This window comes from Enterobacter cloacae complex sp. 397G4 (genome assembly GCF_050031515.1).
GTDB lineage: Bacteria > Pseudomonadota > Gammaproteobacteria > Enterobacterales > Enterobacteriaceae > Enterobacter > Enterobacter hormaechei_C.
This window is the reverse complement of the sequence record NZ_JBLGWE010000002.1, coordinates 220,160-245,483: the sequence shown is the minus strand read 5'-3', so window position 1 is coordinate 245,483 and position 25,324 is coordinate 220,160. Positions and strand designations below refer to the sequence as shown.

At 50.3% G+C, this 25,324-nt stretch carries 30 protein-coding genes and 3 pseudogenes; 18 read left to right on the top strand and 15 right to left on the bottom strand.

The genetic code is table 11. The features are described 5' to 3' along the window. The first annotated feature begins 7 nt into the window (after window positions 1-7). From pspB to pspD, 3 genes are read left to right on the top strand one after another with little or no spacing between them, the layout of a single operon-like run. Window positions 8-232, top strand: a complete 225-nt coding sequence (gene pspB / locus ACQG1Y_RS24920) for an envelope stress response membrane protein PspB (protein ID WP_004193245.1) — start codon at window positions 8-10, stop codon at window positions 230-232. Beyond that, a complete protein-coding gene (gene pspC / locus ACQG1Y_RS24915; RefSeq protein WP_004193243.1) occupies window positions 232-591 on the top strand; it encodes an envelope stress response membrane protein PspC in 360 nt (119 codons plus the stop codon). The genes pspB and pspC overlap by 1 nt, the downstream gene beginning before the upstream one ends. A gap of 8 nt (window positions 592-599) precedes the next feature. Next, complete coding sequence (gene pspD / locus ACQG1Y_RS24910; RefSeq protein ID WP_004193241.1) at window positions 600-830, top strand: phage shock protein PspD; 231 nt, start codon at window positions 600-602, stop codon at window positions 828-830. A 188-nt stretch (window positions 831-1,018) separates the two neighbouring features. Here the strand turns inward: pspD and ACQG1Y_RS24905 are convergent. The 3 genes and pseudogenes from ACQG1Y_RS24905 to ACQG1Y_RS24895 form a co-directional block, all read right to left on the bottom strand. Next, window positions 1,019-1,207: pseudogene (locus tag ACQG1Y_RS24905) on the bottom strand (LacI family DNA-binding transcriptional regulator); the annotation flags it as partial. After that, window positions 1,165-1,986, bottom strand: coding sequence for a hypothetical protein (locus ACQG1Y_RS24900; protein ID WP_013214003.1), 822 nt, complete (start codon window positions 1,984-1,986; stop codon window positions 1,165-1,167). The pseudogene ACQG1Y_RS24905 and the gene ACQG1Y_RS24900, both read right to left, overlap by 43 nt. 194 nt (window positions 1,987-2,180) lie before the next feature. Further along, window positions 2,181-3,320: an extended-spectrum class C beta-lactamase DHA-1 gene (locus ACQG1Y_RS24895; RefSeq protein WP_004236386.1), complete on the bottom strand. Its 1,140-nt coding sequence runs from the start codon at window positions 3,318-3,320 to the stop codon at window positions 2,181-2,183. Between the two features lie 110 nt (window positions 3,321-3,430). Between ACQG1Y_RS24895 and ampR the strand changes: the two genes are divergently transcribed. Beyond that, window positions 3,431-4,306, top strand: coding sequence for a LysR family transcriptional regulator AmpR (gene ampR / locus ACQG1Y_RS24890; RefSeq protein WP_004193231.1), 876 nt, complete (start codon window positions 3,431-3,433; stop codon window positions 4,304-4,306). Between the two features lie 3 nt (window positions 4,307-4,309). On the opposite strand, the gene hypA is transcribed toward ampR, so the two are convergent. Continuing rightward, window positions 4,310-4,675: a hydrogenase maturation nickel metallochaperone HypA gene (hypA, locus tag ACQG1Y_RS24885; RefSeq protein WP_025999322.1), complete on the bottom strand. Its 366-nt coding sequence runs from the start codon at window positions 4,673-4,675 to the stop codon at window positions 4,310-4,312. On the opposite strand from hypA, the gene ACQG1Y_RS24880 reads away from it, so the two are divergent. The 3 genes from ACQG1Y_RS24880 (at window position 4,568) to ACQG1Y_RS24870 (ending at window position 6,364) form a co-directional block, all read left to right on the top strand. After that, on the top strand, window positions 4,568-4,903 hold the full coding sequence (locus ACQG1Y_RS24880) for a DMT family transporter (protein WP_052238321.1): 336 nt from the start codon (window positions 4,568-4,570) through the stop codon (window positions 4,901-4,903). The genes hypA and ACQG1Y_RS24880 overlap by 108 nt on opposite strands. After that, window positions 4,897-5,736 (top strand): sulfonamide-resistant dihydropteroate synthase Sul1, encoded by an 840-nt coding sequence (gene sul1 / locus ACQG1Y_RS24875; RefSeq protein WP_000259031.1) that lies wholly within the window; start codon window positions 4,897-4,899, stop codon window positions 5,734-5,736. Before ACQG1Y_RS24880 ends, sul1 begins: the two co-directional genes overlap by 7 nt. A gap of 127 nt (window positions 5,737-5,863) precedes the next feature. Beyond that, on the top strand, window positions 5,864-6,364 hold the full coding sequence (locus ACQG1Y_RS24870) for a GNAT family N-acetyltransferase (RefSeq protein WP_000376623.1): 501 nt from the start codon (window positions 5,864-5,866) through the stop codon (window positions 6,362-6,364). A 175-nt stretch (window positions 6,365-6,539) separates the two neighbouring features. Here the strand turns inward: ACQG1Y_RS24870 and ACQG1Y_RS24865 are convergent, their stop codons facing one another. The 3 genes and pseudogenes from ACQG1Y_RS24865 to ACQG1Y_RS24855 form a co-directional block, all read right to left on the bottom strand. After that, window positions 6,540-7,244, bottom strand: a complete 705-nt coding sequence (locus ACQG1Y_RS24865; protein WP_001067855.1) for an IS6-like element IS26 family transposase — start codon at window positions 7,242-7,244, stop codon at window positions 6,540-6,542. Window positions 7,245-7,314: 70 nt separating this feature from the next. After that, window positions 7,315-7,701: pseudogene (locus ACQG1Y_RS24860) on the bottom strand (hsdR); the annotation flags it as partial. 19 nt (window positions 7,702-7,720) lie between these two features. Further along, complete coding sequence (locus tag ACQG1Y_RS24855) at window positions 7,721-8,485, bottom strand: tyrosine-type recombinase/integrase (protein WP_000174662.1); 765 nt, start codon at window positions 8,483-8,485, stop codon at window positions 7,721-7,723. A gap of 464 nt (window positions 8,486-8,949) precedes the next feature. Between ACQG1Y_RS24855 and ACQG1Y_RS24850 the strand changes: the two genes are divergently transcribed. Next, a complete protein-coding gene (locus ACQG1Y_RS24850; RefSeq protein ID WP_000182008.1) occupies window positions 8,950-9,627 on the top strand; it encodes a hypothetical protein in 678 nt (225 codons plus the stop codon). Window positions 9,628-9,657: 30 nt separating this feature from the next. On the opposite strand, the gene ACQG1Y_RS24845 is transcribed toward ACQG1Y_RS24850, so the two are convergent. Beyond that, entirely contained in the window at window positions 9,658-10,281 is a 624-nt protein-coding gene (locus tag ACQG1Y_RS24845; protein ID WP_001071437.1) for an RES family NAD+ phosphorylase, read from the bottom strand. Between the two features lie 530 nt (window positions 10,282-10,811). Here ACQG1Y_RS24845 and ACQG1Y_RS24840 point away from each other — a divergent pair. Then, window positions 10,812-11,507, top strand: coding sequence for a hypothetical protein (locus ACQG1Y_RS24840; RefSeq protein ID WP_122146074.1), 696 nt, complete (start codon window positions 10,812-10,814; stop codon window positions 11,505-11,507). 175 nt (window positions 11,508-11,682) lie between these two features. Here ACQG1Y_RS24840 and ACQG1Y_RS24835 read toward each other — a convergent pair whose 3' ends face one another. Both ACQG1Y_RS24835 and ACQG1Y_RS24830 read right to left on the bottom strand, forming a co-directional pair. Continuing rightward, entirely contained in the window at window positions 11,683-11,967 is a 285-nt protein-coding gene (locus ACQG1Y_RS24835; RefSeq protein WP_000032260.1) for a hypothetical protein, read from the bottom strand. Next, window positions 11,967-12,794 (bottom strand): ParA family protein, encoded by an 828-nt coding sequence (locus tag ACQG1Y_RS24830; RefSeq protein ID WP_000981293.1) that lies wholly within the window; start codon window positions 12,792-12,794, stop codon window positions 11,967-11,969. Before ACQG1Y_RS24830 ends, ACQG1Y_RS24835 begins: the two co-directional genes overlap by 1 nt. A 178-nt stretch (window positions 12,795-12,972) precedes the next feature. Between ACQG1Y_RS24830 and ACQG1Y_RS24825 the strand changes: the two genes are divergently transcribed. The 4 genes from ACQG1Y_RS24825 to ACQG1Y_RS24810 all read left to right on the top strand — a co-directional run bounded on the left by ACQG1Y_RS24825 (window position 12,973) and on the right by ACQG1Y_RS24810 (window position 17,483). Further along, complete coding sequence (locus tag ACQG1Y_RS24825) at window positions 12,973-13,908, top strand: hypothetical protein (protein ID WP_000151478.1); 936 nt, start codon at window positions 12,973-12,975, stop codon at window positions 13,906-13,908. A gap of 894 nt (window positions 13,909-14,802) precedes the next feature. Beyond that, window positions 14,803-15,132 carry a hypothetical protein gene (locus ACQG1Y_RS24820; RefSeq protein WP_022646501.1) on the top strand — a complete coding sequence of 110 codons (330 nt, stop codon included), beginning with the start codon at window positions 14,803-14,805 and terminating at the stop codon, window positions 15,130-15,132. Window positions 15,133-15,309: 177 nt separating this feature from the next. Then, window positions 15,310-15,447: a hypothetical protein gene (locus tag ACQG1Y_RS24815; protein WP_007372357.1), complete on the top strand. Its 138-nt coding sequence runs from the start codon at window positions 15,310-15,312 to the stop codon at window positions 15,445-15,447. 206 nt (window positions 15,448-15,653) lie between these two features. After that, window positions 15,654-17,483, top strand: a complete 1,830-nt coding sequence (locus ACQG1Y_RS24810; protein WP_001217270.1) for a hypothetical protein — start codon at window positions 15,654-15,656, stop codon at window positions 17,481-17,483. A gap of 169 nt (window positions 17,484-17,652) precedes the next feature. Here the strand turns inward: ACQG1Y_RS24810 and ppl are convergent, their stop codons facing one another. Together ppl and ACQG1Y_RS24800 are read right to left on the bottom strand one after the other, a co-directional pair. Next, on the bottom strand, window positions 17,653-20,340 hold the full coding sequence (gene ppl / locus ACQG1Y_RS24805; protein ID WP_000215804.1) for an anti-phage protein Ppl: 2,688 nt from the start codon (window positions 20,338-20,340) through the stop codon (window positions 17,653-17,655). A 151-nt stretch (window positions 20,341-20,491) separates the two neighbouring features. After that, window positions 20,492-21,322: a hypothetical protein gene (locus ACQG1Y_RS24800; RefSeq protein ID WP_001270901.1), complete on the bottom strand. Its 831-nt coding sequence runs from the start codon at window positions 21,320-21,322 to the stop codon at window positions 20,492-20,494. Window positions 21,323-21,392: 70 nt separating this feature from the next. On the opposite strand from ACQG1Y_RS24800, the gene vapB reads away from it, so the two are divergent. Then, a complete protein-coding gene (gene vapB, locus ACQG1Y_RS24795; RefSeq protein ID WP_032140383.1) occupies window positions 21,393-21,626 on the top strand; it encodes a type II toxin-antitoxin system VapB family antitoxin in 234 nt (77 codons plus the stop codon). Next, window positions 21,623-21,754, top strand: a pseudogene (locus ACQG1Y_RS24790) (VapC toxin family PIN domain ribonuclease); the annotation flags it as partial. The gene vapB and the pseudogene ACQG1Y_RS24790, both read left to right, overlap by 4 nt. Window positions 21,755-21,806: 52 nt before the next feature. On the opposite strand, the gene ACQG1Y_RS24785 reads toward ACQG1Y_RS24790, so the two are convergent. Beyond that, window positions 21,807-22,511 (bottom strand): IS6-like element IS26 family transposase, encoded by a 705-nt coding sequence (locus tag ACQG1Y_RS24785; protein WP_001067855.1) that lies wholly within the window; start codon window positions 22,509-22,511, stop codon window positions 21,807-21,809. Here ACQG1Y_RS24785 and ACQG1Y_RS24780 point away from each other — a divergent pair. From ACQG1Y_RS24780 to ACQG1Y_RS24770, 3 genes are all read left to right on the top strand, one after another. Further along, a complete protein-coding gene (locus tag ACQG1Y_RS24780) occupies window positions 22,502-22,831 on the top strand; it encodes a toxic anion resistance protein (protein ID WP_004248813.1) in 330 nt (109 codons plus the stop codon). The two genes, ACQG1Y_RS24785 and ACQG1Y_RS24780, sit on opposite strands and share 10 nt — an antisense overlap. Then, the gene (locus tag ACQG1Y_RS24775) at window positions 22,821-23,714 is read left to right on the top strand and encodes a hypothetical protein (RefSeq protein ID WP_000252081.1); all 894 of its coding nucleotides are present in this window, start codon (window positions 22,821-22,823) and stop codon (window positions 23,712-23,714) included. Before ACQG1Y_RS24780 ends, ACQG1Y_RS24775 begins: the two co-directional genes overlap by 11 nt. 174 nt (window positions 23,715-23,888) lie before the next feature. Then, the gene (locus tag ACQG1Y_RS24770; protein WP_122146096.1) at window positions 23,889-24,098 is read left to right on the top strand and encodes a hypothetical protein; all 210 of its coding nucleotides are present in this window, start codon (window positions 23,889-23,891) and stop codon (window positions 24,096-24,098) included. Here the strand turns inward: ACQG1Y_RS24770 and ACQG1Y_RS24765 are convergent. Both ACQG1Y_RS24765 and ACQG1Y_RS24760 read right to left on the bottom strand, forming a co-directional pair. Next, the gene (locus ACQG1Y_RS24765) at window positions 24,032-24,217 is read right to left on the bottom strand and encodes a hypothetical protein (protein ID WP_341875366.1); all 186 of its coding nucleotides are present in this window, start codon (window positions 24,215-24,217) and stop codon (window positions 24,032-24,034) included. The genes ACQG1Y_RS24770 and ACQG1Y_RS24765 overlap by 67 nt on opposite strands. After that, entirely contained in the window at window positions 24,199-25,179 is a 981-nt protein-coding gene (locus tag ACQG1Y_RS24760) for an IS5-like element ISKpn26 family transposase (RefSeq protein ID WP_032637327.1), read from the bottom strand. Before ACQG1Y_RS24760 ends, ACQG1Y_RS24765 begins: the two co-directional genes overlap by 19 nt. Window positions 25,180-25,324 lie beyond the last annotated feature (145 nt).

Below are 25,324 nucleotides of genomic sequence, written 5' to 3'. Positions count from 1 at the left end.
AGTACTCATGAGCGCGCTATTTCTGGCCATCCCGTTAACCATCTTTGTGCTGTTCGTCTTACCGATTTGGCTCTGGCTGCATTACAGCAATCGTTCCAGTCGCGGCGAGCTGGCGCAAAGTGAACAACAGCGTCTGGTAGAACTTAACCAGGACGCACAGCGGATGCGTGAGCGCATTCAAGCGCTGGAAGACATCCTTGATGCTGAACATCCAAACTGGAGGGACCGCTAATGGGGGGCGTTAATCTGAATAAAAAACTGTGGCGTATACCGCAGCAGGGCATGGTGAAAGGGGTTTGCGCGGGTATTGCGCATTATCTCGATGTTCCTGTGAAACTGGTGCGGATCCTGGTGGTGCTGTCCATCTTTTTTGGTCTGGCCTTTTTCACCTTTGTCGCCTACATCGTACTGACGTTTGTGTTGGATCCGATGCCAGACAACGTGGTTTCCGGAGAACAGCAGCCATCAAGCGGTGAGCTATTGGATGCTGTCGATCGTGAACTGGCTGCAAGTGAAAAGCGTTTGCGTGAGATGGAGCGTTATGTAACGTCTGATACTTTTACATTACGCAGCCGCTTCCGCCAATTGTGAGGTTAGAAATGAATAATCGCTGGCAACGTGCCGGGCAAAGGGTTAAGCCGGGCATTAAAATAGCAGGTAAGCTGGTGCTACTGACTGCGCTGCGCTATGGCCCGGCTGGGGTAGCAGGGTGGGCGGTGAAGTCCGTGGCCCGACGTCCGCTAAAAATGTTGCTGGCGTTAGTATTGGAACCTTTGTTGAGCCGGGCAGCGACAAAATTGTCGAAACGCTATTCAGGTAATCAACCCTGATATCCGAAACAACAAAAGCAAGCAACATTTAGTCAACATTCCCCCAGTTAATTTGCGGCAGAGTAGTCTCTTGTGTCATGGGATCGCTACCAATAGAAATGAAGGTGAAAGCGACAGACTCCATTATGCAGGTATCGGTGTGAATTACGCATTCTAAAATGCACTGGGGCATTGTTATGCCCCAGTTTTTATACCAGTGAGTCGGCTAACGATATTTGTGTACCCACGGTGATATTTTGTAAACCTTTCTCACCGGCAATCAGGCTAAATAATAAATTACAGCTTTGTTCGCCGAGCTGCTGGGTTGGGACATCAATGCCTCCCGGCACGGGCGTCAGCATAAATGACAACAGTTCATTACAGTGACGGTATACGGCACCGGCTTGCCGTCACGGGTCATAGACAGACGCGATTCCAGATTTTTGACATCAGCGGGGGCATTGAAGGTCAGGCCGATAATGGCGTGTTTTTTCATCGGATCTTGCGGATCCTGATAGAACTCCGCCCGGCCGCCGCGATAATAAAACTCAGGGGTGGTAAAGGTTTTTTGTTTCTCTGTTAACGCCACCTGCGGAGCCAGCAGTGTTTTGGCATCCATATCGACGGTGTAGGTTTTCCCCATCGGGAAGGTTTTTTTCGCCGTGAATACCAGCTTACGGTCATTACGCCACTGCCACTCACCTTCCATTGCGGGGGTCAGGGTAATACCGGCGGTGACCGGTTTACCGATCAGCGTTACCGGTGCGGCAGAGCGGGAGAATGTCACCACCACAATCTGCGCTGAATTATCATCACGGTTATAATTAACCGCCGAAGGGCGCTGCACAGACGCGGAAATATCCTGCACCACCAGCGGCGCAACATCCACCGGCTTCGGTTTGTTCTGATACCAGTGCCAGGTGTAATAACTGCCCGCTGCCACCGCAGCAGTCAGTAATAATAAGGCAGATATGGTTTTCGGATAGCGGTTGCCCCCCCGCTCCAGCCGGGCAAGCTGATTACCGGCAAAGGTCACCCAGCCCGGCACCGCCCAGCGGATCCGTCCGGTGAACGGGCGCAGCAGAAAACCCAGCAGAGTAAAGAGATAAACAAGACTGCGAGCCGCCAGACGCAGCAAAATAAAAGGTAAGCGGAGGATAAAACGCAGAACGTCCATGACAACATTTTCCTCTGTGTGTTGAGACTGACATCAGTTTGCCGCAGCACACAGTGAAATCCGGTTCAGCCGGAAGCTGTCAGTGCCCGATACTCTCATCCTCCATAAAACAGCCCATAAAGCAAATTATTGCATAAGGAATAATCTTAAATTACGGCCCCGGCGTATCCGCAGGGGCCTGTTCAGGAAAAAAATTATTCCAGTGCACTCAAAATAGCCTGTGCAGCTTTGACTCTTTCGGTATTCGGGTAGTTTTTATTCGCCAGAATCACAATCGCCACCTGTTTTTCCGGAATAAAGGCGACATAGGCGCCGAAACCAGTTGTTGCGCCCGTTTTATGCACCCAGGAAGCACGGTTATACGGCTGAACCTGGTTGTCTGTTACCGGATGCGGCTGCAATGCGACCTCGTTGGTCACACCGTTAATGATCATATCTTTCTGCTGCGGCCAGTCATACATTTCCCAGCCCAGCCCCTGGTTAATCGCGGCGGTTTTATAGTAGCGGGTCTGGGCGAGATACATTGCCATTTCCAGATCCGCATTACCGGCCCGTGACGGCTCCATATTCATTTCCGCCCAGCGCAGCATATCTTTTGAGGCGGATTTCACGCCGTAAGATTCCGCATCAAGCTGTCCCGGCGACACGCGGACCGGTTTTTTGTTTTTATAACCGTACGCATACTGGCTTTGCGCACTTTCCGGCACAGTAATAAAGGTGTGAGATAACCCCAGCGGTGCCAGGATCCGTGCAGTCAGCAACTGCTCATACGGCATCCCCGCCGCGTTTGCGGTCAGAGCACCAAACAGGCCGATACTGCTGTTTGCATACAGACGCATATCGCCCGGTTTCCGGGACGGCTGCCACTGCTGATAGAAATTCAGCAGATCCGCACGGCTTTTTACCGCATCCGGCACCTGTAACGGCAGTCCGCCTGCGGTATAGGTAGCCAGATCCAGCAATGTGATCCCCTTCCACTGCGGCAGAGCCAGCTCCGGCTGGTATTTTGCCGCCGGATCATTCAGCGCCATCTCTTTTTTCGCCACAGAAACCGCACCCAGCACACCTGTGAAAGTTTTACTTACAGATCCGAGCTCAAATAGTGTATTTTCAGTGACCGGCTGTTTTGCCTGAATATCGGCAAAACCATAATTGAAATAATAGGGCTTACCCTTTACGGAGACGGCAACCGCCATCCCGGGAATATCCTGCTGTGCCATCAGCGGTTTAATGGTGCTGTCCACCACCGCCGCGACATTATCAGCGGCAGAAAACCCCGGGGCGGAAAACGCCAGCAGAGCGGAAATCAGTGTTGCAGATAACGATTTTTTCATCAGAATTAACCTTCCGTGTGTGAGTAACGGCGGCAAGTATCGTCAGATTCACCGGACAGAACAAACGGTTATTTATAACAAGAGCCTAAAGAAAAACTTACAGGTGGATTATGGTCAGACGTTATCTCCCCCTTAACCCGCTGCGCGCCTTTGAGGCCGCCGCCCGTCATCTCAGTTTTACCCGCGCGGCGATTGAGCTGAATGTCACCCATGCCGCCGTCAGCCAGCAGGTCAGGGCGCTGGAAGAACAACTCGGCTGTGTGCTGTTTACCCGCGTCTCGCGCGGGCTGGTGCTGACCCATGAAGGTGAGGGATTACTGCCGGTGCTCAATGAGGCGTTTGACCGGATTGCGGATACTCTGGAGTGTTTTTCTCACGGGCAGTTCCGTGAGCGGGTGAAAGTCGGTGCGGTGGGAACATTTGCCGCAGGCTGGCTGCTGCCGCGTCTGGCCGGATTCTATGACAGCCATCCGCATATTGATCTGCATATCTCCACCCATAACAATCATGTGGACCCGGCGGCGGAAGGGCATGATTATACGATCCGTTTCGGTAACGGCGCGTGGCATGAGTCAGATGCGGAACTGATTTTCAGTGCACCACACGCTCCGCTGTGCTCACCGGCCATTGCAGAACAGTTACAGCAGCCGGATGATGTTCACCGCTTTACCCTGCTGCGCTCATTCCGCCGGGATGAATGGAGCCGCTGGCTGGATTGTGCGGGCGGCACACCGCCTTCCCCGTCACAGCCGGTAATGGTGTTCGATACCTCACTGGCCATGGCCGAGGCGGCACAACTGGGTGCCGGGGTAGCGATCGCACCGGTATGTATGTTCAGCCGCCTGTTACAGTCAGGCGCACTGGTACAGCCGTTTGCCGCAGAAATCACCCTCGGCGGCTACTGGCTGACGCGGTTACAGTCCCGTACGGAAACCCCGGCCATGCAGCAATTCGCCCGCTGGCTGCTGAATACGGCGGCGGCGTAAAACTCACTCACCTTCCAGGCTTTTTACCCGCAAATCATCACCTTCACTGATGCGCAGCCGTTCACTGCCGCAGTGCGGACAGCATCCGGCGTGCTGCATGATTTCGGCCTCACGGCTGCAATCCCAGCACCATGCCTGTGCCGGGATAACATCAATATGCAGTGTGCAGCCCTGCGCCACGGTATCACGGCAGGCGATATCAAAACAGAAATGCAGTGCACTCTCCTCAACATCCGCCAGTGCGCCGACTTCCAGCCAGACATCCGTTACCCGCGCAATGCCGTGCTGTTCAGCCTGTTCGCGGATAATGTCCGCCGCACCGAGGGCTTTACTAAGCTTGCCCCTTCCGCCGTTGTCATAATCGGTTATGGCATCGCATTTTATTTTCTTTCTCTGGTTCTGAAATCCATCCCTGTCGGTGTTGCTTATGCAGTCTGGTCGGGACTCGGCGTCGTCATAATTACAGCCATTGCCTGGTTGCTTCATGGGCAAAAGCTTGATGCGTGGGGCTTTGTAGGTATGGGGCTCATAATTGCTGCCTTTTTGCTCGCCCGATCCCCATCGTGGAAGTCGCTGCGGAGGCCGACGCCATGGTGACGGTGTTCGGCATTCTGAATCTCACCGAGGACTCCTTCTTCGATGAGAGCCGGCGGCTAGACCCCGCCGGCGCTGTCACCGCGGCGATCGAAATGCTGCGAGTCGGATCAGACGTCGTGGATGTCGGACCGGCCGCCAGCCATCCGGACGCGAGGCCTGTATCGCCGGCCGATGAGATCAGACGTATTGCGCCGCTCTTAGACGCCCTGTCCGATCAGATGCACCGTGTTTCAATCGACAGCTTCCAACCGGAAACCCAGCGCTATGCGCTCAAGCGCGGCGTGGGCTACCTGAACGATATCCAAGGATTTCCTGACCCTGCGCTCTATCCCGATATTGCTGAGGCGGACTGCAGGCTGGTGGTTATGCACTCAGCGCAGCGGGATGGCATCGCCACCCGCACCGGTCACCTTCGACCCGAAGACGCGCTCGACGAGATTGTGCGGTTCTTCGAGGCGCGGGTTTCCGCCTTGCGACGGAGCGGGGTCGCTGCCGACCGGCTCATCCTCGATCCGGGGATGGGATTTTTCTTGAGCCCCGCACCGGAAACATCGCTGCACGTGCTGTCGAACCTTCAAAAGCTGAAGTCGGCGTTGGGGCTTCCGCTATTGGTCTCGGTGTCGCGGAAATCCTTCTTGGGCGCCACCGTTGGCCTTCCTGTAAAGGATCTGGGTCCAGCGAGCCTTGCGGCGGAACTTCACGCGATCGGCAATGGCGCTGACTACGTCCGCACCCACGCGCCTGGAGATCTGCGAAGCGCAATCACCTTCTCGGAAACCCTCGCGAAATTTCGCAGTCGCGACGCCAGAGACCGAGGGTTAGATCATGCCTAGCATTCACCTTCCGGCCGCCCGCTAGCGGACCCTGGTCAGGTTCCGCGAAGGTGGGCGCAGACATGCTGGGCTCGTCAGGATCAAACTGCACTATGAGGCGGCGGTTCATACCGCGCCAGGGGAGCGAATGGACAGCGAGGAGCCTCCGAACGTTCGGGTCGCCTGCTCGGGTGATATCGACGAGGTTGTGCGGCTGATGCACGACGCTGCGGCGTGGATGTCCGCCAAGGGAACGCCCGCCTGGGACGTCGCGCGGATCGACCGGACATTCGCGGAGACCTTCGTCCTGAGATCCGAGCTCCTAGTCGCGAGTTGCAGCGACGGCATCGTCGGCTGTTGCACCTTGTCGGCCGAGGATCCCGAGTTCTGGCCCGACGCCCTCAAGGGGGAGGCCGCATATCTGCACAAGCTCGCGGTGCGACGGACACATGCGGGCCGGGGTGTCAGCTCCGCGCTGATCGAGGCTTGCCGCCATGCCGCGCGAACGCAGGGGTGCGCCAAGCTGCGGCTCGACTGCCACCCGAACCTGCGTGGCCTATACGAGCGGCTCGGATTCACCCACGTCGACACTTTCAATCCCGGCTGGGATCCAACCTTCATCGCAGAACGCCTAGAACTCGAAATCTAACGTCCGTTCGGGCATCGAGGTCCATGTCGGGGTGGGACGGGCCCGTGGCTTCAAGATCACTTGCAGTCCGACCGCGATGTCTTGGTTGCGCGAGAGGTTGTCGATATCCTCCACTTCCATCATGGCACTGTTGCAAAGTTAGCGATGAGGCAGCCTTTTGTCTTATTCAAAGGCCTTACATTTCAAAAACTCTGCTTACCAGGCGCATTTCGCCCAGGGGATCACCATAATAAAATGCTGAGGCCTGGCCTTTGCGTAGTGCACGCATCACCTCAATACCTTTGATGGTGGCGTAAGCCGTCTTCATGGATTTAAATCCCAGCGTGGCGCCGATTATCCGTTTCAGTTTGCCATGATCGCATTCAATCACGTTGTTCCGGTACTTAATCTGTCGGTGTTCAACGTCAGACGGGCACCGGCCTTCGCGTTTGAGCAGAGCAAGCGCGCGACCATAGGCGGGCGCTTTATCCGTGTTGATGAATCGCGGGATCTGCCACTTCTTCACGTTGTTGAGGATTTTACCCAGAAACCGGTATGCAGCTTTGCTGTTACGACGGGAGGAGAGATAAAAATCGACAGTGCGGCCCCGGCTGTCGACGGCCCGGTACAGATACGCCCAGCGGCCATTGACCTTCACGTAGGTTTCATCCATGTGCCACGGGCAAAGATCGGAAGGGTTACGCCAGTACCAGCGCAGCCGTTTTTCCATTTCAGGCGCATAACGCTGAACCCAGCGGTAAATCGTGGAGTGATCGACATTCACTCCGCGTTCAGCCAGCATCTCCTGCAGCTCACGGTAACTGATGCCGTATTTGCAGTACCAGCGTACGGCCCACAGAATGATGTCACGCTGAAAATGCCGGCCTTTGAATGGGTTCATGTGCAGCTCCATCAGCAAAAGGGGATGATAAGTTTATCACCACCGACTATTTGCAACAGTGCCAATCGGAATGATAAAAATGAACCACCCGGTTGCGATGGTCTTTGACTTTTTTGAATACGTCGATGGTTTCTTTAGGAAGAGGGTGTTCCAGAACATCAGCTAATCGCTGACATGTTTCATCGTATGTCACCGACTGGAAATCACCTGCAAGGTACCTTGCTCGCTCTATTTTCCTGCCGGAGCACACCAGACTCCAGTGCTCATGTAACAAAGGTACCTTCAGCAGGATCTCGACCGCTGTCCAGAAACTGACAATCGAAAATTTGGGCATGGAGTCCTGCAATTCTTCACGCGCCTTATCCAGAAACACAAGTCCGTTGTCGATCAGAGTCAAAACATCTTTAGATACAAAGGGATCGTCATCACTCTCAAATCTGTATTTGGTTTTTTTCATGGGAACTCAACTTGGTTATCTATTTTATACGCAGTAGCTGCAGCGCATCCTGTGTATCGAGGGTGAAGCGCAGCTGCTGACTGGCAGCCACGTCGAGCGCAAATATTTTCGTATAGACCTCAGTACTCTCAAACTTCTCATGCCCCAGCAGACCCTGGAGTACCTTAGGGTGAACGTGGCCATATAAAAGGTGCATTGCAAAACTGTGCCGGAAGGTATGGGGGCTGACGTCGATGCTCAGTCTGACGCCGTCACGATCCGCGGCATCAGTAGCCCGGACCAGCCAGTTACGCACCGTCCGGTCGGAAACATTCCACACCGGTTGCGCGCGACGTTCGCCTGTAATCGGATCATCTTCAAACTGCTCCTTCGTGCTGGCGAACAGCCGGCGCATCTCATCGACATAGGCCGGGTCCGATAACGGCACCACCCGGTTGGCACTTTTTCCCTTACGCGGACGGCCGCCGCCGGCACGCCGCTGTTTGGCGGTGCGAAGAACGACATGCGGAATGCTCTCGTTAAGGTGAAAGTCACGCCGTCTCAGGGCAAGGCCTTCGTTCAGGCGTGCCCCGGTATTCCATAACGTATTAAAAAAAGCGTGCTGACCCCAGTCCTGAACAAAGTGCAGCAGTCCGGCCACTTCCGGAGCCAGCAGATATTTTGGCAGCTCGGTGTAGTGCCGGGCCATTTCGCGTAGCGAAAGCGCGCGGCCGTAGTCCAGGCCAGCCGACTGGCCTGTCGCCGGCAGGGCAGGGGAGGCGTTAATAAAAGAGGGCAGAGTCATGGTGTCCCCGTTGGTCCGCTCACGCTACGTAAATTCTGTCGGGTTACACCCCTGCAACCCTGCCATTTTTCACGTAGCGCAATCTGATGAAATTCTGCTGTCATTTTCGTTGCTCGCGACCGCGACTGCCACGGAAAAAACCCGCAGAGCGGTGTGCACTGAATTTCCGCTTTCTGGATATATACCATAAATCAGAAACAAATATTTTAGCGTGAGGAGAGTATGGGATCGCAAAAGGATCGAAAAAGGATCCTTTTTGCCTGGATGATGGGGTCTGAAGGGGAGGGAAGGGCTGTATGTTGTGTTCTGTGACAAACTGCCCTCAGTTGGGCGACCTTTCCTCAAATAGCGGAAATCGGAATGCAGATTTTGCAGGGAATGCAGGAAGTACAAAAATTGCACTTCTTTAAGATTTTGTGTATTCTTAAGTCATGGAAATCTTAAACACCCGAGACGAGGCGACTATGACAAACATCAGTTATGCACCTAATAAAGCCCGTGCTCACCTCAAAAACCGTGAGCAAACTGAAATCCAGCTGCTGCAGACCCGCATTCAGAATGTGGGAAGCAAGTTCGTTGAAGCACTGCATGAACTGCCCCACGAGAAGTTACTGGAACTGCTCACGCTGCAGGATGAAACATTCTGGGCTGAATTAAAGAATCAGGCTCAGCTGCAGACATTAATTAATACCATGACACCTGAAAAACAGGCCCAGGAAGATCTTGCTGAAGCGAGAGAAGTATTTCTTAAGTCGCTGGAGAATTCAGGCGGAGTGCATAAATCAACGGCCGTTATAAAAATACTGGCAACCACGCCGCCAACCCTGCATAAAAGAGGAAACCGTGGTGAAGTTATTCAGATTAAATGGGGTTCTGAAAACCTTTACCCGGTATTTCAGTTTTGCACACGTGAGAATAATTCAGAAGGCGGTATGCTGGCCGGCATCCCGGAATTATTATCCCTGATTAAACACAAGGTCAGTGCTGTGCGGAAATGTCACTTCTTTACCCGTAAAGTTGATATTCCGGGAACTGAAACACATGTCTCTATTGTTGACGCGCTGCGCCGTGGCGCTACGCCTGAAGAGATGACCCACTTCAGAATCCTGGCAGAAAACTTTGGTACCAACCATACCATGTAAAAAAATGGGCCTTTTGGCCCATTTTTAATCTCAGAGAGTAAGAATACCCAGCTTTGATTTTAAGATCGCCTGCGTACTTTGTCCGTTGAGACTGAACTGGATTAACGGAGTGACTGAGATGTTCTTCAGCATTCCGTTTCCATCAACGGTGTCAGACCACAACGCGATACAGGTTTTGCCGGTGTGTTGAGACAAATATTCAATACCATCAGCATAATGAGAAAGCACTTCTGCCAGCCACTGAGTATCCTCATAGACAGCTTTAGAGCCCATCAAATAACCTAACGGAGTTTTCAGATGGGGCGCCAGGGCAGCTAAATCAATAATCTTGATTGTGCGTGCTGCCTGAATTACCGCCATACAGTTTTTCTCAAGATCCTCAGTTTCAACAAGCGGAGCATCCTGATAAAACTCTTTCAGCCCTGTAAATGCCGTGGTGGCCAGATACAATACACCTTTGGATTTGCTACGCAGTGAAAAGCGGGTTTCTGATTCAGAGTTGAAATAGATACCATTTCCACCGTAATACTGGTCCTGCACCTTGTAAAAATCAGGTTCAATAGTTAATTCTTTGAAAATTTCACTATCAGAGATTTCTGCGCCGGCTAAGATTTGAGCTACTACATTATGTAGGTCCTCTGTAAATTGGTTCATGGATGATTCCTTCTGTAAAGTTTATATATCGAATTCTTTGAGTTTCCATGTGGAATTCCTCTCAGATTTACGTGTGTGTTGCGCCTGTTATCCAGACGTAACGTGAGGTAGTTGCCCGTTAAGCTGACAACTGAGTTGATAATACATCACCTGGCGCTGGATGTATTAGAACGATCGGTAAAGGATGAACTAAATGATATAACCAACTAATTTTGGTAGGTTTCCGTGTAATACCGGCTGAAGAATTGAACATTTAATTAGCTTTTAAGTGAAATTACGCCGAATACAAATGAACTACTTTTGTAATTCATTTGTATTCGGTGCCGATGATATGCACTTACAGTCTTTACCGGTTCTGGCTGGCGTTGTTACTCATTCTATTGAGTGAGAAATCCTGACCGTCCTGGTTGTTACCGCATCAAAATATCTCCCACAGGTATCAGCCTTCTTTCGACATCAGTTTGCACGTTGATTTGACAAATATTGAACTATAGTTCAATTTATCATTATAAAATCAGTTGGAGTCTAAGATGAAGCTCAGTGTCAGATTGATTGAAGGGTTTAAAAAAACATATCTTCCTCTGCAGTTCAGAGCCTTCTGGGATGATGAGGGATTTTGCTATTTAAAAGTTCAGATCGTTAACGGGAAGATAATTTTTTTCTGTGCTCAGTTGTTAAATTATTATAACACTTCAATTACCAATGCTGTTGAGAGTGTACGGGCATCAGCTGTGAATGCACTCATTAATGACGGTGCAATTAAAATACAGAATCAGCAAGGGATTTTTGATTTATTTAAATCACAGGAACGTAAAAGTAAAGAAGTGATATCAATTCTGTTTGAGTATGTTCGTGAGAATTCTGTATGGGTAGAACATTACGAATCTCAAATCAGCATAACCCAGGATGACCGATATAGTCTGGTTCACTTCAACCAGTACCAGGAACCTAACTGGTCTTTTATTTCTAAAGAAAAACTTGAAGAGACATATCCTGAATTTGATTTTCATGTTTCCAGAAAGTCTCTTGAATACTGGAGTAATGCCCGATTATCAACTCAGACGATTAAAAAATTATTAAAAGAAAAAAACTGGACCATGAAGGAAGTTGCTGCTCGCTGGAACCGTTCGGAATCATGGATGAGTAAAGTTGTTAATGATGAGGAAAGGGAACTCTACTGGGAAGACGCTTTTAAAGGGCTCCCTTCAAAAATACACGAAAAATGAAGACAGAATCGCCAGTTCTTAATGTTAAAATCCTGTACCCATCAGTACCCTGTTTTGCTTAAAGAAGAACTTGAGATAATTAAGCAACTGGACAAGATGGCCTGCTGATCCCGCAGGCCAGACTGAGCAGGAAAGATGTCTGAAGATGAAATACAAATGTATTTCATTTGTATTGCTAAATGTTCTCTTTAATCGCCTTCAGAACTTTTTCTGGTCCTGCTGACTGAGCAAGGTACAGCCCTGCACGAAGTAATGTGGAAACCGTAATGTTCTTGTGCGTAAGTGCCTGGATCTGCTCAACCAGTTCCTGCGCCAGCATCTTTTCCGCAGGTGTCATGCGTATAGTTTTTGGTGTTTCGCCTGTCGTATTTTTCTTTTTAGCCGCAATGTTAGTCAGGCTACTTTCTTTTCTGGCCCGTTCAGGTTTTTCCATTATAGGTCGAACAAGTTCTTTAGACATTATGCTGCCTCACTGCTGATAATTTCTTCTAGCTCACGGGCAAGTTTGCCGTAATCCACTAAAGCCATTGCACTTTTCTGGTAGTAGTACAGAGGAAGACAAGCCACCTGAGACTGTACTATGGCCTGATCAGTACGAATCCGGCTTTTCAATAGTCTCGGAGAAATTCTCTCGTGCGAGCCCAGGGCGGTTTCGATATAAGTGTTTATTTTCTTATTTGCACCATTGTAATTGTTCCGGAATACACTGAAGCGTGCATAATCTTCCTCAGAGATCTCATCCATATAGTCCAGCATGATTTCAAGACCACTCAGAGAAAAACTCCCGCCATCGACAGGTACCAGAACATGATCGGCGATAAAAATTGCATTGCCGGTTGCGATATTGAGCCCAGGTGCACAGTCAATAATGATGTAATCATATTCAGTGCGAACTTTCTCGAGATGACGGCCCAGGATTTTTTCGCGGTGACTGCGGGTAAGGGTCTGTTCAATAATTTTTTCGAACGTCGGGTCAGACGGAATCAGATCCAGGTTAGGGATAGGAGCATCACCGGCCATCGCGGGGATGATGACATCGCGGATATCAAATCGAGAATTGCTGTAGAGATCGCAAATAGTTGGACCATACATGGAATAGTACTTTTTACCATTTGCGGTGACTTCTGTCGTATTGGCCTGCTGGTCCGAGTCAATCAACAGCGTCCGCTTCCCTGATCTGGCATAGTGAACAGCCAGATTGGTAGCCGAACTGGTCTTACCAGGACCACCTTTATTGTTCATTATCGCAATTATGCGAGCATATCGTTCCTGTAGCTTGTTCATCATAACGGCTCCAGATTATGTTTATCAGTCAGGAGTAGTTGTAATCCATTACGCACACATTGGCAATACAAATGTAATACAAAAGTATTTTTATACTGATTGATATTTTGTCTTGATATGCAGTTTTATGGAATAGTTAGTGCACACTTAAAATTTCTGAATAGACACTGAAAGGTAAGTTATGACGATTGAAAGCTTTTTCATCGGCACTCGCATGTCAGGAAAACGTTATGGACCTCAGAGTAAAGACATGCAGGTTTCTGAATTCATAGCACTTATATCTCCGAAAAATGAACCAGAGAAATTTGTCCTACCCGATTTCTCCGGTCTGGCACGTCGGATTGACGCCCAGATCCGGAATCAGTTTATTCAGCAAAAAGAGGATGACTATTACCGTCGATACCGACAGCTTTCGGACCGGTGGTATCAGGCCGGCTCTATCAGTGACAGAAACAATCGCAGCCAGCGTTTTGAGAAGGTCATGGATGAGTCGCTTGAGTTTTTGGTTTACAGTCATGATGTTATGCCCAACATCAACCCATATAATCTCAAATACGATGATCGCGTTCAGGTTAGCACGAAAGGCAAAATGTACTGCGTAGCGCTTCTGTTCCATATTATCGCTCGAGCGGCCTATGAGCCAGTCTCTGTAGGTGCAGATCCTACGCTGCAAAGGCATTGCAAGTGGCTGAAGGACTGGATTAATAAAACGTTAGGGGATCATTTTTTAGAGGGAATGATGATTACTTTCGCCCTTTGTTATCCTGACCACTTTCCTGCCCTGCAGCGCCTTAGCGGAGAGTTAGAAACACGTGATGTTGACACATTCCTGGCTGACGAAGTTCGTAAGGCAAGGCAACACACAGAGGAACAGGTTAATTATCATAACGGCCGGTACCGGTTGAAATTCGAGTACACTCACTTTCACCAGGAGCAATTTGATTTTTTAGCCGAAATGCGTGATCTCCATTACCGGATAGATCGTATTGAACAGCTCCTTCAGAAACTGATAGATAACCCGGTAGTAGATTTCAGTGAAGCTGCTGTTGCAGGGCAGTGGATTGACGAACAAGTACAGCTGCTTGAAACAAACGAAACGAAGCTAATACTCCCATAACTCTAATCAGCCTGGCTGGTTTAACCCTTCGGTACCTGTCCATCAGGTGTCGTTTTTTTCCGTAAGAATGTCTATAGATGGCGCTCCGCAGAAAGAGGTGGGTGTTACGGTTATTCTGCCAGAAATCCCGTTGTGTTCAGGCTGTGTCCTGTCGTTCCGGCAGGACACTTGGCTGTGACCGGCGTGTAAGAAACCCGTCTAATCCAACCCCGCTTTCTTACCGGCCGGGTCTTATCGACTGCAGAACGTATCGATCACCTGTTGCACAATGATCAGAATTACAAACAGCAGCATCAGTACTTTTTCCAGCACAGTTGCACACTGAAACTTCTGAATGATTTTCAGAAAATCAGAGAAAGGCATGTGAATCTCCGGAGATTGGGTTAATCAGTGTTCTGATTTTATGGAAAGTTACATTTCCGGTTTTGCTGTCTATTGAAAAATGTTTTGCACATCTGCTCTGAAACTGAATTGCTACAGATAATGTTGAATCGTCGCAGCCTTCTCCGCGCCCTCAGTTCGAAGATCTTCGAACAGGCCTCTTCGTGAGGACATAAATTGTCTTCTGTCGTGGGGTCATTCCAGCCAAAGCAGTGGTAACTAGCACTATTTATCTTATGAGCAAGATAGTTTTCGCCTTTCGTATCTTTCGGGTCCAGGCATAACAGTATCAACATTTTATGAATCATGCCGATACTGACAGAGCGACCACCAATTATTGATAATGGATAAAGGACATTTAAATTGAACAGAATGACAGGACTCGCTGTTTTATGCCTCTCGCTGATGGGATGCAGTGCCGTGCCATCAGAAAACAGTGCGCAGTACCTCAGAACGGAAATGCAGTCGCCAGTATCAGGGGCAACCATAATTACCGTAACTGCGGACAGCCTTATGAAACAAGACAATACACATAACGCTATACTGTATGCACTTCGACCGATGCCTGGAAAAGCATTCACCTCTGAGCTGGACAGAAAATTTGCCGCAGCGACGATGTATATTGATTTGTCTCCGGGTGAAAAAAGCAGAACGGCCGAGATCAGTGGTGAGATAAATTACTATGATCACGAGCGATACGTGAATGCTCGCCTGGTAGGAGACAGTATCAGGACAATACCGATTGCACCAAAGACCATCCCGCTTACACTGAATAAACCATTCTCAATCAATCTGCCACAAGGTATTCACTATTCAGTCATGCTGACGGACAGCCAGCCTTAAACCTTCATGATTGTCTCATGACTTCCTTTCAGTTTTCTGTAGGGTCAGCAGGGAATATAAATGGGGAAGAGAATGAATTTCATCAATAAACGTCCCACAGGCGTTCTGTCAGAGACCGGGTTTACTCTGCCTGAGATGACTGAATGTTCAATCTCCAACCCATCATGATGGATGGGTGTGCCCTGGCTTTCACTGCGTGTGCAGCAGGCTGGTCGGGAACGTCCTCAGCAAAATGTCTTCCGTCGCCACCTGTTCTGGTACATGAATGAAGCACTGTTCTGGCGGGAGGCGGACATCATCCGGGTCGCCAGGTAGTTGCCTGCACTGGACCATCCGGACTTCTGAAAAAAAAGCCACCCGCAAGGGTGGCTTTCTGGATATGAGGCCCTGAGCCTTCCCGGGACTGAGCCACTGACGGAAGGGAGAGCCGTTTTTTTCGGTGACATCCCCCGCATGGCGGCAGATGGTTTAAATATGGTATGAATAAATAATAACTCACTGTACAAGAGATTTCCAGACCTATGCGTATCGACCGACGTCTGAGCAGGGATGTACTCACCGAGCGTCAGCTTTATTTTATTGAATGCTGGTCCAACTTCTGCCATAAAAACAGCCCGGATACTGACCGGGTCGGATACAGCAATCCACTCAGCACCATCCGCGAACTGCTATTTCTTTACGAAATGGAAGATCGTTTCAGTGCCGATAAAAAAAGACTCCGGGTGGCCACTGAACTGCTCGAGTTACTCGAGACCGATCAAGTTCTCAGGAGAGAAGCATTTGAGGACATCCCCGCTCAACTGGTGACTCTTCTGGACAGAGATTTGCTGGTTGACCCCACTCGCAGCCCGGTGGAAAAGCGTCCTCGTCTTATCTGTAGCCTATGTGTACAACTGGCGGATATCACCGAGGCCAGTTATATCACTGAGGCTCTTGAGATGCTTGAACAGGAACTGTTTGCATGGCCCCCTCTGGATGAACACCATGCACGGGATATTTACTCACTGACAAACGGAGTGATGAGTGTACTCCTCACCCGGGGTATGACACTGACGGAATGTTACCTGCTGTACATCAATATTTTCAGGAATGTGAGTACTGAACCGAACGCTTTCCGGGCCGCCTTTCACTCGTTCCGGCAGAAACTGGTAACGCCTACTCGGGACGTGACTGTTCGGATGTTTATTACCAGTGAGAAACTGCACACCCTACTTAACACGCAAGGACCCACACTGCAGTTCAACGGATGTGTGTTCATGCCACTTGATGAAGCCCGACAACGCTTCTCCCTCTCAGTCGATATACCGGTTTGCTCAATGTCTGACACATCTGCCCGTAACATGGCCGGTCAGATGCTTCGTGAATCCCTGGATGTCATTGCCTACATGGTAGGTAAGGGAGATATCACCGTCCAGAAACAGTTCATGATAATCAGGGATGAAGACGAAACAGAAGTGCCGCGCTTCGATAATGAAATCGAGGCAAACGCGGACCGGTTAACGGACGAGGAGTTTGCGCGCTTTATGGTGGCGATGAACCGACTGTTCACGGATACACCGGATGTGTCCCGTAAAAAAATCAGCTCCGCATTTCGGTTTTTCCGTAACGGCATTGAAAGCCAAGTTCAGGAGAGTCGTTTCACCGCTTACTGGTCGGCGCTTGAATCATTAACGCTAGGAGTTGCCCCTGGCACACCATCACATGAACAGCATGTCATCGGTGTTGTGGCTCCCTGTATGGTGCTGGACTATGTTGTTAAGCAACTGTTTTCTCTAAGAAAAGTTCTGCGCTTCATTCTGCGAGAGCCAGGGCACCCCTTGCGCACACCGGAGATCGCTTCACTTCCGCTGGGGCAACTCTATGCCCTTCTTAAAGATGCGGACCGGGTCCGTGAACTTCAGACAGATTTACAGCACTTTCCCTATGTCATGTATCGGGTGCGTAAGCTTGCCGGGATCTGTGCGTCACCCGAGAAAATGGCGGATAAACTGGGGCAACATGCCGAGAAAGTCACCCGACATCTTCACCGCCTGTATCTGCTGAGAAATACCATCGTGCACAATGCAGGTACCAGCCCGCACATTGACCTGCTGACGGTGAACCTTGAACACTATCTGCGGGCAACAATCAGCGCGTTGTTTAATATTGTGGTGATCCACCCAACCGTCAGCACCGCTGAGGAGGCATTTACCCGGTGCCAGTTTACCAGTGAGTCAGTTTTCAGGGAACTGAACCCCCTTCACGGGATCACGGAAAAGAAAGTATACACAGCCATTGATAATCAGTTGAAAAACGGGACGCTTTCCCGTAGCGATGCTCGTTTGATAGCATGGCTCAATGCCCACCACTGACACTCAGGAGAAGACTGTCAGAAGAAAGGGTAACTCATCGGCCTCATAGGCCCCGATCAAACTCTTGGGGCAGCCTGATCGGGGTCTATGTTCGGGTTTTCAGATACTCAGCGGCACGCAGGTGCCACTCTTCTGACATGTCTCTCTGTCCCAGGGATGGTGCCGTTTATCAGCTGAGTATCCGCTCATAGCGGGAACGAAATGCTTTTTCCCCTCCCTCCATTTGTCGGCAAATCAGTTCCTTCACCGGCGTCTCCTGAAGCGCTCCACAAAGCCCCGGGTGCAGGCCAGAGCGGTCGTGTTGCATACTGATAACGTATTCCGCATCACCATTGACCACTATTGGGGCAGAATGCGACACGATAATCAGCTGTCGGCGTTTCTTGTTTGCCATGATGGCAGGGATCACGCTCATGCTCAGCATCAGGCAGTCCAGGTCGTCTTCTGGTTGATCCAGCAGGAGGGGATCGGTGCCATATGACAGCAGGAACTGCAACATGCTCGCCCCTTTTTGTCCCGGTGAGGCAGAGGAAATATCTTCCATCCCTCCTCCGGGCGTCTGGTACCGAATGTGGATCCCATCATCCGGATACCAGCATTGCAGGGCATCCAGTTGCGCATCATTCAGACCTTTAAGGCGATTTCTGAAAGCTCCGTGGAGCTCTGACCCTGCTCCCGGCTCCTCGCGATGGATGGCAAGATGCAGAGCTTTAAGCGTATCCAGCGCAAGATATTTGTTTTCCGTTGCCGACGGTAGCGGACTGTACGGGCGCAAGCTGATGAAGCTATGAAGCAGCCCGCTCCCGTCACCATCATCATAGATACGATCGGCAAAGTTGCCGATCCCGGTTACCGCCTGATAACCAGATACGGTGTCTTCGTGTGGGGCACAGAGCGGCAGAATTTTAATATCCAGCGCGCTGAGAGACAGAGAGGACAGAAACGCCTTCCGCTTTTCCGTCAATACCATCCGGTGGTTACGCATTTCAGCCAGTAATCCTGTGGATCTCGCTGCTGAGGCCGCGATCGTCCCGTCAAGATCGGCGTAATTTCTCAGTTCCGACTTCAGCGACTCACAGCGCGTCATCAGCTCATCGAGGACATTCGGATTGAGTCCCTGTTCTCGTAGCACCATGGCCTCACGTTGTACAGTTTCCTCCTGGTTACGCACCGCCTCTTCCAGTGCGAGAAGAGGGGGGTCCTGCCTAATGGTACTGAGTTCCGCGGCATAGTCCGACAACAGTGTGTCAAGACGCTGGTCATACTTTTGCTGTACGTCAGAAAGACGCGTCATAAATGCTGTCAGTGTCGCAGACGGCTCCACCTGGAGCTCCGGGACTTGTACTGGCTCTTTCTCCTGCGCCCTCAGACCAGCGACATGCTGTTCATGATGCTCCAGAGGAAGCGTTGCTGCAGACAGTTCAGCCCGAGCCGTGGCCAGGCGGGTGCAAACCGGATAGTAAGCGCTCGACCGCAACTGACTGACGGCCCGTTCAGCATCAGACAACTCCCCCTGCAGTTTATCTGCGATCGTCTGGCTGGCCAGGTGACCACGCAGCGTTATTTGCTCATTCAGGTATTCCCTTTCCAGTTGATCCCAGCGCTCTTTCCAGGCGCGTTTGTTGACTACCTGACTCTCGTCACAGACGCGCAGGAATGCCCCTGTGTCTGACGCCAGTTCGTAGAGCATTTTCTGGCTGTATATTGAGAGGGGAAAACGATCTGGTGACCAGTGATTGTCCTGCACCCACTGACCTTCGCTGAAAATATGCAATTCATTACGACCATCGGGTCGCCAGCTGAGCCTAAAATCTGTGCCTTCTTTGCGGAACACACATTCGATGAAAGAATCCGCATCCATGCCCATCCCCATCTGACTAAACTGGTTCAACTTGTTGCGTTGAGACACAGTCAGCCCTTCGGTTTTTCGCATGGCCAGACGAATACTTTCGATAAGCGTGGATTTACCACTGCCCCGGGAGCCAATCACCGCATTGTAAAACGGGCTAAACTCAACGGAGGCTCCATACTGATCTGCCGGCTGGCAAAGACGGGTCCTGAATGTCAGGCTGCGCAAATGTGAAGCTGGTGCCTCCGGTGGATTATCATCAAACAGCACGCAGTTTTCCGGATCGAGTAATGCGTGCCTGAGACCGTCAAAATCAGGCTCGGACATCTTCAGCCAGCAGGTGCGCACTCCCGCTTGTTCAGGGTGGTGCGCATCTGATCCCCGAAGCCATGGCAAATCCGCAATTAAACGCCGGTGAGTCCCGTTCGTAATCTCCTCCTCCCGGTGTCTGATCTCCACTGCATGAGGATTTGACTGAAAAGCGGCCGTCAGTTCCCCCTGATTAGTAAGGCTTGTCAGAACGCCTTTCGCCGCATCAATGTGTGCGAGGATACAAATAGCTTCCGGGTTACGACGGATATTACTGATAATGCCCGCGGGTCCCAGCTGAAGCACAAGATGATGGTTGGGGGTTTCACGCGAAATAGGACAGTTGTTGTTGCACTGTGCCAGTAGCCGTTCCACCTCGGCACTGGTGCTCTGGGTGTGCAACACGGCGAGGATATGAACGTTGCCGGTGGCCGTGAGCTCCACACCGGGAAACAAAGTCAGCGGCCGGAAGTCTGCCAGTTCACCGGAACTGGCGTCCCGGGACATGTTCGCCAGTTCCGCTTTCAACACGTCAATCCATGCCCCACTGTTATGGTCACTGATGACAACACAGTCGACCTGTTGCCGCATGTAAGCCAGCAGCCATTCCCGGGGCTGGAGATCTGGGACTTTGTAGTCATCTGAGGCCGGGGTATGGTTATGAAAATCAAATTTAAACCAGCGTGATCCTACCGTCATTGTTTCTTTTCCATGTGGTGCCTAAGGTAATCCCACTATAGAAGCATTCACCTGGTAATTCAGTAACCGTTATGATTGCTGTTGGCATGAACTTCAGTCGGTCTGGCGGAAAAGTCAGAAGGCAAATAAGACCTTCGTCCACATCGGGGGTCTACATATCGACTGCCTTCAGTGGCTTAAATGGCCATGCTCCCCGCTCTCCTCTTTTGCTGAATTCACTCCGGCGTACTTTTACCGTATCAGCGGAGAACACTTCAGTATGATCCAGTGTTACAGTGGCCAGCGTAGCCAGGCTACTGTCCGTCAACGTAAATTCTTTCGGCAGACCCCATGGACCCTGCCTGACGTTCTCGATGCTACTGAATAATTCGCGGAGATAATCGGGGAGCATTTTGCCGCGCCCGTTAATGATGGCCCGATCGCTTTCTGATAGACATCCAATTTCCGGGTGCTCCCTTGCTATAACCTGCAGGACGCCAGGGAGTCCCGGCCAGTATTTTCCGTCATAACGACAGGTCAGGCCATCGAGTGTTTCATGAAGATAATAACGGTAAAGCCCATCATTATCTTCAGCCATCTCCATCAGTTCCACGATGTGCGTGGTTCTCTCAAGTGTGAATGCGTTCCGGTTCAGGATCGCATCTCGGACCAATATCTTCTGTGCCAGTTCACCGGCCTCCTTACTGATAGTCCGGTTCAGTTCTTCAAGCTGGCGATAATCCTCTTTCAATCGGGAAACGATATCAGGTCTACTGAAACGGCCCGCCAGTATGATTTGCTCCAGAAGACAATAGCATTGCTGCCAGGTTAGCGCCTGACGGGCAATATTCTGCCAGACCGACTGCATTTCATTCTCACGACTCAGTAGCCGCTCTATCAGTGGCCATACCGACATCCAGCAAGGACCTGTCAGCAAGTCAGCCTGGTATTGTCTGAGTGTATCAGTGACATCAGTTGCAGTGCTGGTTCGGGTATAACGCATCTTTTTTTCTCCGAAATCTCAGTTGACTCATTATCCATACCAGAGCCAGAACTGTCGGTAACGTAGCGAGATAAATTCCAGTTGGCGTACATTACCCGATGTTTTTCTCAAAACCATCCGTCTGCCTCGCGATCTGGATTTTGAGGGCGTCAGCGAGCTGAAGATTGTTCGGGAGGGGGACTGTATCATCCTGCGTCCCGTCCGGCCGACCTGGTGCTCGTTCGCGCAGCTTGAAAAAGCCGAACCGGACTTTATGGTGGAACGTGGGGACGTTGTCAGCGATGAAGGTCGATTTGACCTGTGAACAAGATCTACATGCTCGACACCAACATCTGCTCGTTCATCATGCGCGAGCAGTCGGAAGTGGTGCTGAAGCGCCTGGAGCCGGCGGTGCTGCGTGACCAGCGTATCGTGGTCTCGGTTATCACTTACGGCACTGTTGCAAAGTTAGCGATGAGGCAGCCTTTTGTCTTATTCAAAGGCCTTACATTTCAAAAACTCTGCTTACCAGGCGCATTTCGCCCAGGGGATCACCATAATAAAATGCTGAGGCCTGGCCTTTGCGTAGTGCACGCATCACCTCAATACCTTTGATGGTGGCGTAAGCCGTCTTCATGGATTTAAATCCCAGCGTGGCGCCGATTATCCGTTTCAGTTTGCCATGATCGCATTCAATCACGTTGTTCCGGTACTTAATCTGTCGGTGTTCAACGTCAGACGGGCACCGGCCTTCGCGTTTGAGCAGAGCAAGCGCGCGACCATAGGCGGGCGCTTTATCCGTGTTGATGAATCGCGGGATCTGCCACTTCTTCACGTTGTTGAGGATTTTACCCAGAAACCGGTATGCAGCTTTGCTGTTACGACGGGAGGAGAGATAAAAATCGACAGTGCGGCCCCGGCTGTCGACGGCCCGGTACAGATACGCCCAGCGGCCATTGACCTTCACGTAGGTTTCATCCATGTGCCACGGGCAAAGATCGGAAGGGTTACGCCAGTACCAGCGCAGCCGTTTTTCCATTTCAGGCGCATAACGCTGAACCCAGCGGTAAATCGTGGAGTGATCGACATTCACTCCGCGTTCAGCCAGCATCTCCTGCAGCTCACGGTAACTGATGCCGTATTTGCAGTACCAGCGTACGGCCCACAGAATGATGTCACGCTGAAAATGCCGGCCTTTGAATGGGTTCATGTGCAGCTCCATCAGCAAAAGGGGATGATAAGTTTATCACCACCGACTATTTGCAACAGTGCCACAATGAGTTACTCCGTAGTAATGCAAAATTACTGCATCGCAATGCAGTAGAAACTATGAAAGCAAACCAACGGCTGGTTATTGATATAAGCACCCTTAAAGAGGTGCAGGATACGCTTATCCAGACGGTTGGCGATGTTGTTAAAATCCAGAGAGAAGGGGCTATTAAGCTCAGGGAAACAGAAAAACAGGTTCTTGCCATGCGTGAGAATTTGCGCACCCGACTGACACAAAAAGGGGTAGATCATGGTGCGTAACCTTAAGAGTAGTGACGATTTTTCCCGTGAACTGTCATTTCTTTTTCACCGGTCTATAAAGATTAGAAATTCAGGTTTCGCGATATTTGGTGCGGGCCTGCTGATAATGATTTTTGGTCTTTGCTTGTGGTTGCTGTCATTACACCTCTCACCTTCAGTTCTGGACTTTGATATTGATGTGCCCTTGTCATTCTTCAATTCATCTGAAGGTGAAGATAAGTTAGTGGTTTCGGATTTTGGCGATGCATTTGGAGGCTTCCTAACTACATATTCTAAGTTGCTATTAGGGATTATGGGGCTATTAGTAGTTTCTTCAACTGCCTTTAAAATTTTAAAGGGGGAGGAAATAGGTGAGATATTCCCGATGCTTCTAATTGCTGGCGCTTTTCTTATCGGCTTGTCAGTTTTTACATCTGCTTTAGGTTCGGAAGAGACTGATGCCACTTCAGCTTCGACTGTAAAGGTTATCAAGAAATATGTAAAACATGAAAAATACGATAAACTTGTCGCATATTTAAATGATAGTAATTGGCCCTCAGGCGAAGAGGTATCTGTAAACTATTTAAAGGCGCAACTACATATAAAACTCGGCAAGCCAGATGTGAAGTTAACACAGAATGTTGTTAGGGCGTATATGTCTGGTGTATTACAGTCAAATATTCCCGTGAAAGTTCGTTATGCATTGGAAAAGACAGCTTTAGATAAATCCGTCTCACCACTTGCGATTCGTTATGAGCAAAAACGTATGTCTAAATCACATACCTTTTCAAAAGCGTCGGTTAATTGTCTTAAAGTAGGTAGTCCCGTCGCATTCGTTGGCGTTTTGTTCGCTCTTCTTGGTATAAAAATCAGGCGGCGAGTCAGATTCTTAGAATCAAATTGAATGAAAGCCCGGTACGCTGGGCTTTTTTATTCAGTAACTTTTATCAAATATGTAGTAATTTACCGGAATCTGCTTCTCCAGCTTGTTAGCTGAAAAGCTTACTCAAGTATAATAATCTACTTCTGATTATGTTTTTTATGGTTTTATTTTTACACAACTTATTAAGGATACATGATGTGTAACTTTACTCCTGTTCAAATTATTGCTGATTATATACTGAGGTTTCTTAAAAATAATACTGATGCCAAGCTTTATGAGGCAATGCAGCGTCTTGAAAAGAAAATTGGTCAGTTTGTCGCTGATGGGGTTGATGAACATCAATTACGCTCTTCATTAAGGAAGGTGCGAATAAGCAGGTCATTTCTTCCCAAGCTGACTCGCTGATTAAAATTTCGCGGATCTGGGCCGATTTTTTTCCCGCAAACACATCGAATCAGCCTATTTAGGCTATTTTTTCCACCATTTCTGGCGTTATTTCCGGTTTTTACTGAGATCTCTCCCACTGACGTATCATTTGGTCCACCCGAAACAGGTTGGCCAGGGTGAATAACATCGCCAGTTGGTTATCGTTTTTCAGCAGCCCCTTGTATCTGGCTTTCACGAAGCCGAACTGCCGCTTGATGATGCGAAACGGGTGCTCCACCCTGGCACGGATGCTGGCTTTCATGTATTCGATGTTGATGGCCGTTTTGTTCTTGCGCGGATGCTGCTTCAAGGTTTTTACCTTGCCGGGACGCTCGGCGATCAGCCAGTCCACATCCACCTCGGCCAGCTCCTCGCGCTGTGGCGCTCCCTGGTAGCCGGCATCGGCTGAGACAAATTGCTCCTCTCCATGAAGCAGATTACCCAGCTGATTGAGGTCATGCTCGTTGGCCGCGGTGGTGACCAGGCTGTGGGTCAGGCCACTCTTGGCATCGACACCAATGTGGGCCTTCATGCCAAAGTGCCACTGATTGCCTTTCTTGGTCTGATGCATCTCCGGATCGCGTTGCTGCTCTTTGTTCCTGGTCGAGCTGGGTGCCTCAATGATGGTGGCATCCACCAAAGTGCCTTGGGTCATCATGACGCCTGCTTCGGCCAGCCAGCGATTGATGGTCTTGAACAATTGACGGGCCAGTTGATGCTGCTCGAGCAGGTGGCGGAAATTCATGATGGTGGTGCGATCCGGCAGGGCGCTATCCAGGGATAATCGGGCAAACAGGCGCATGGAGGCGATTTCGTACAGGGCATCTTCCATGGCACCGTCGCTCAGGTTGTACCAATGCTGCATGCAGTGAATACGCAGCATGGTCTCCAGCGGATAGGGCCGTCGGCCATTGCCCGCCTTGGGATAAAACGGCTCGATGACAGCGGTCATATTCTGCCATGGCAGAATCTGCTCCATGCGGGAGAGGAAAATCTCTTTTCGGGTCTGACGGCGCTTAGTGCTGAATTCACTATCGGCGAAGGTGAGTTGATGGCTCATGATGTCCCTCTGGGATGCGCTCCGGATGAATATGATGATCTCATATCAGGAACTTGTTCGCACCTTCCTTAAGCAAAGTCTGTCGATCTCGTTCCAGGGCGGCTCTTAAAGAGGAGTGTGAACAACTCATTCCATAAAAAGAACA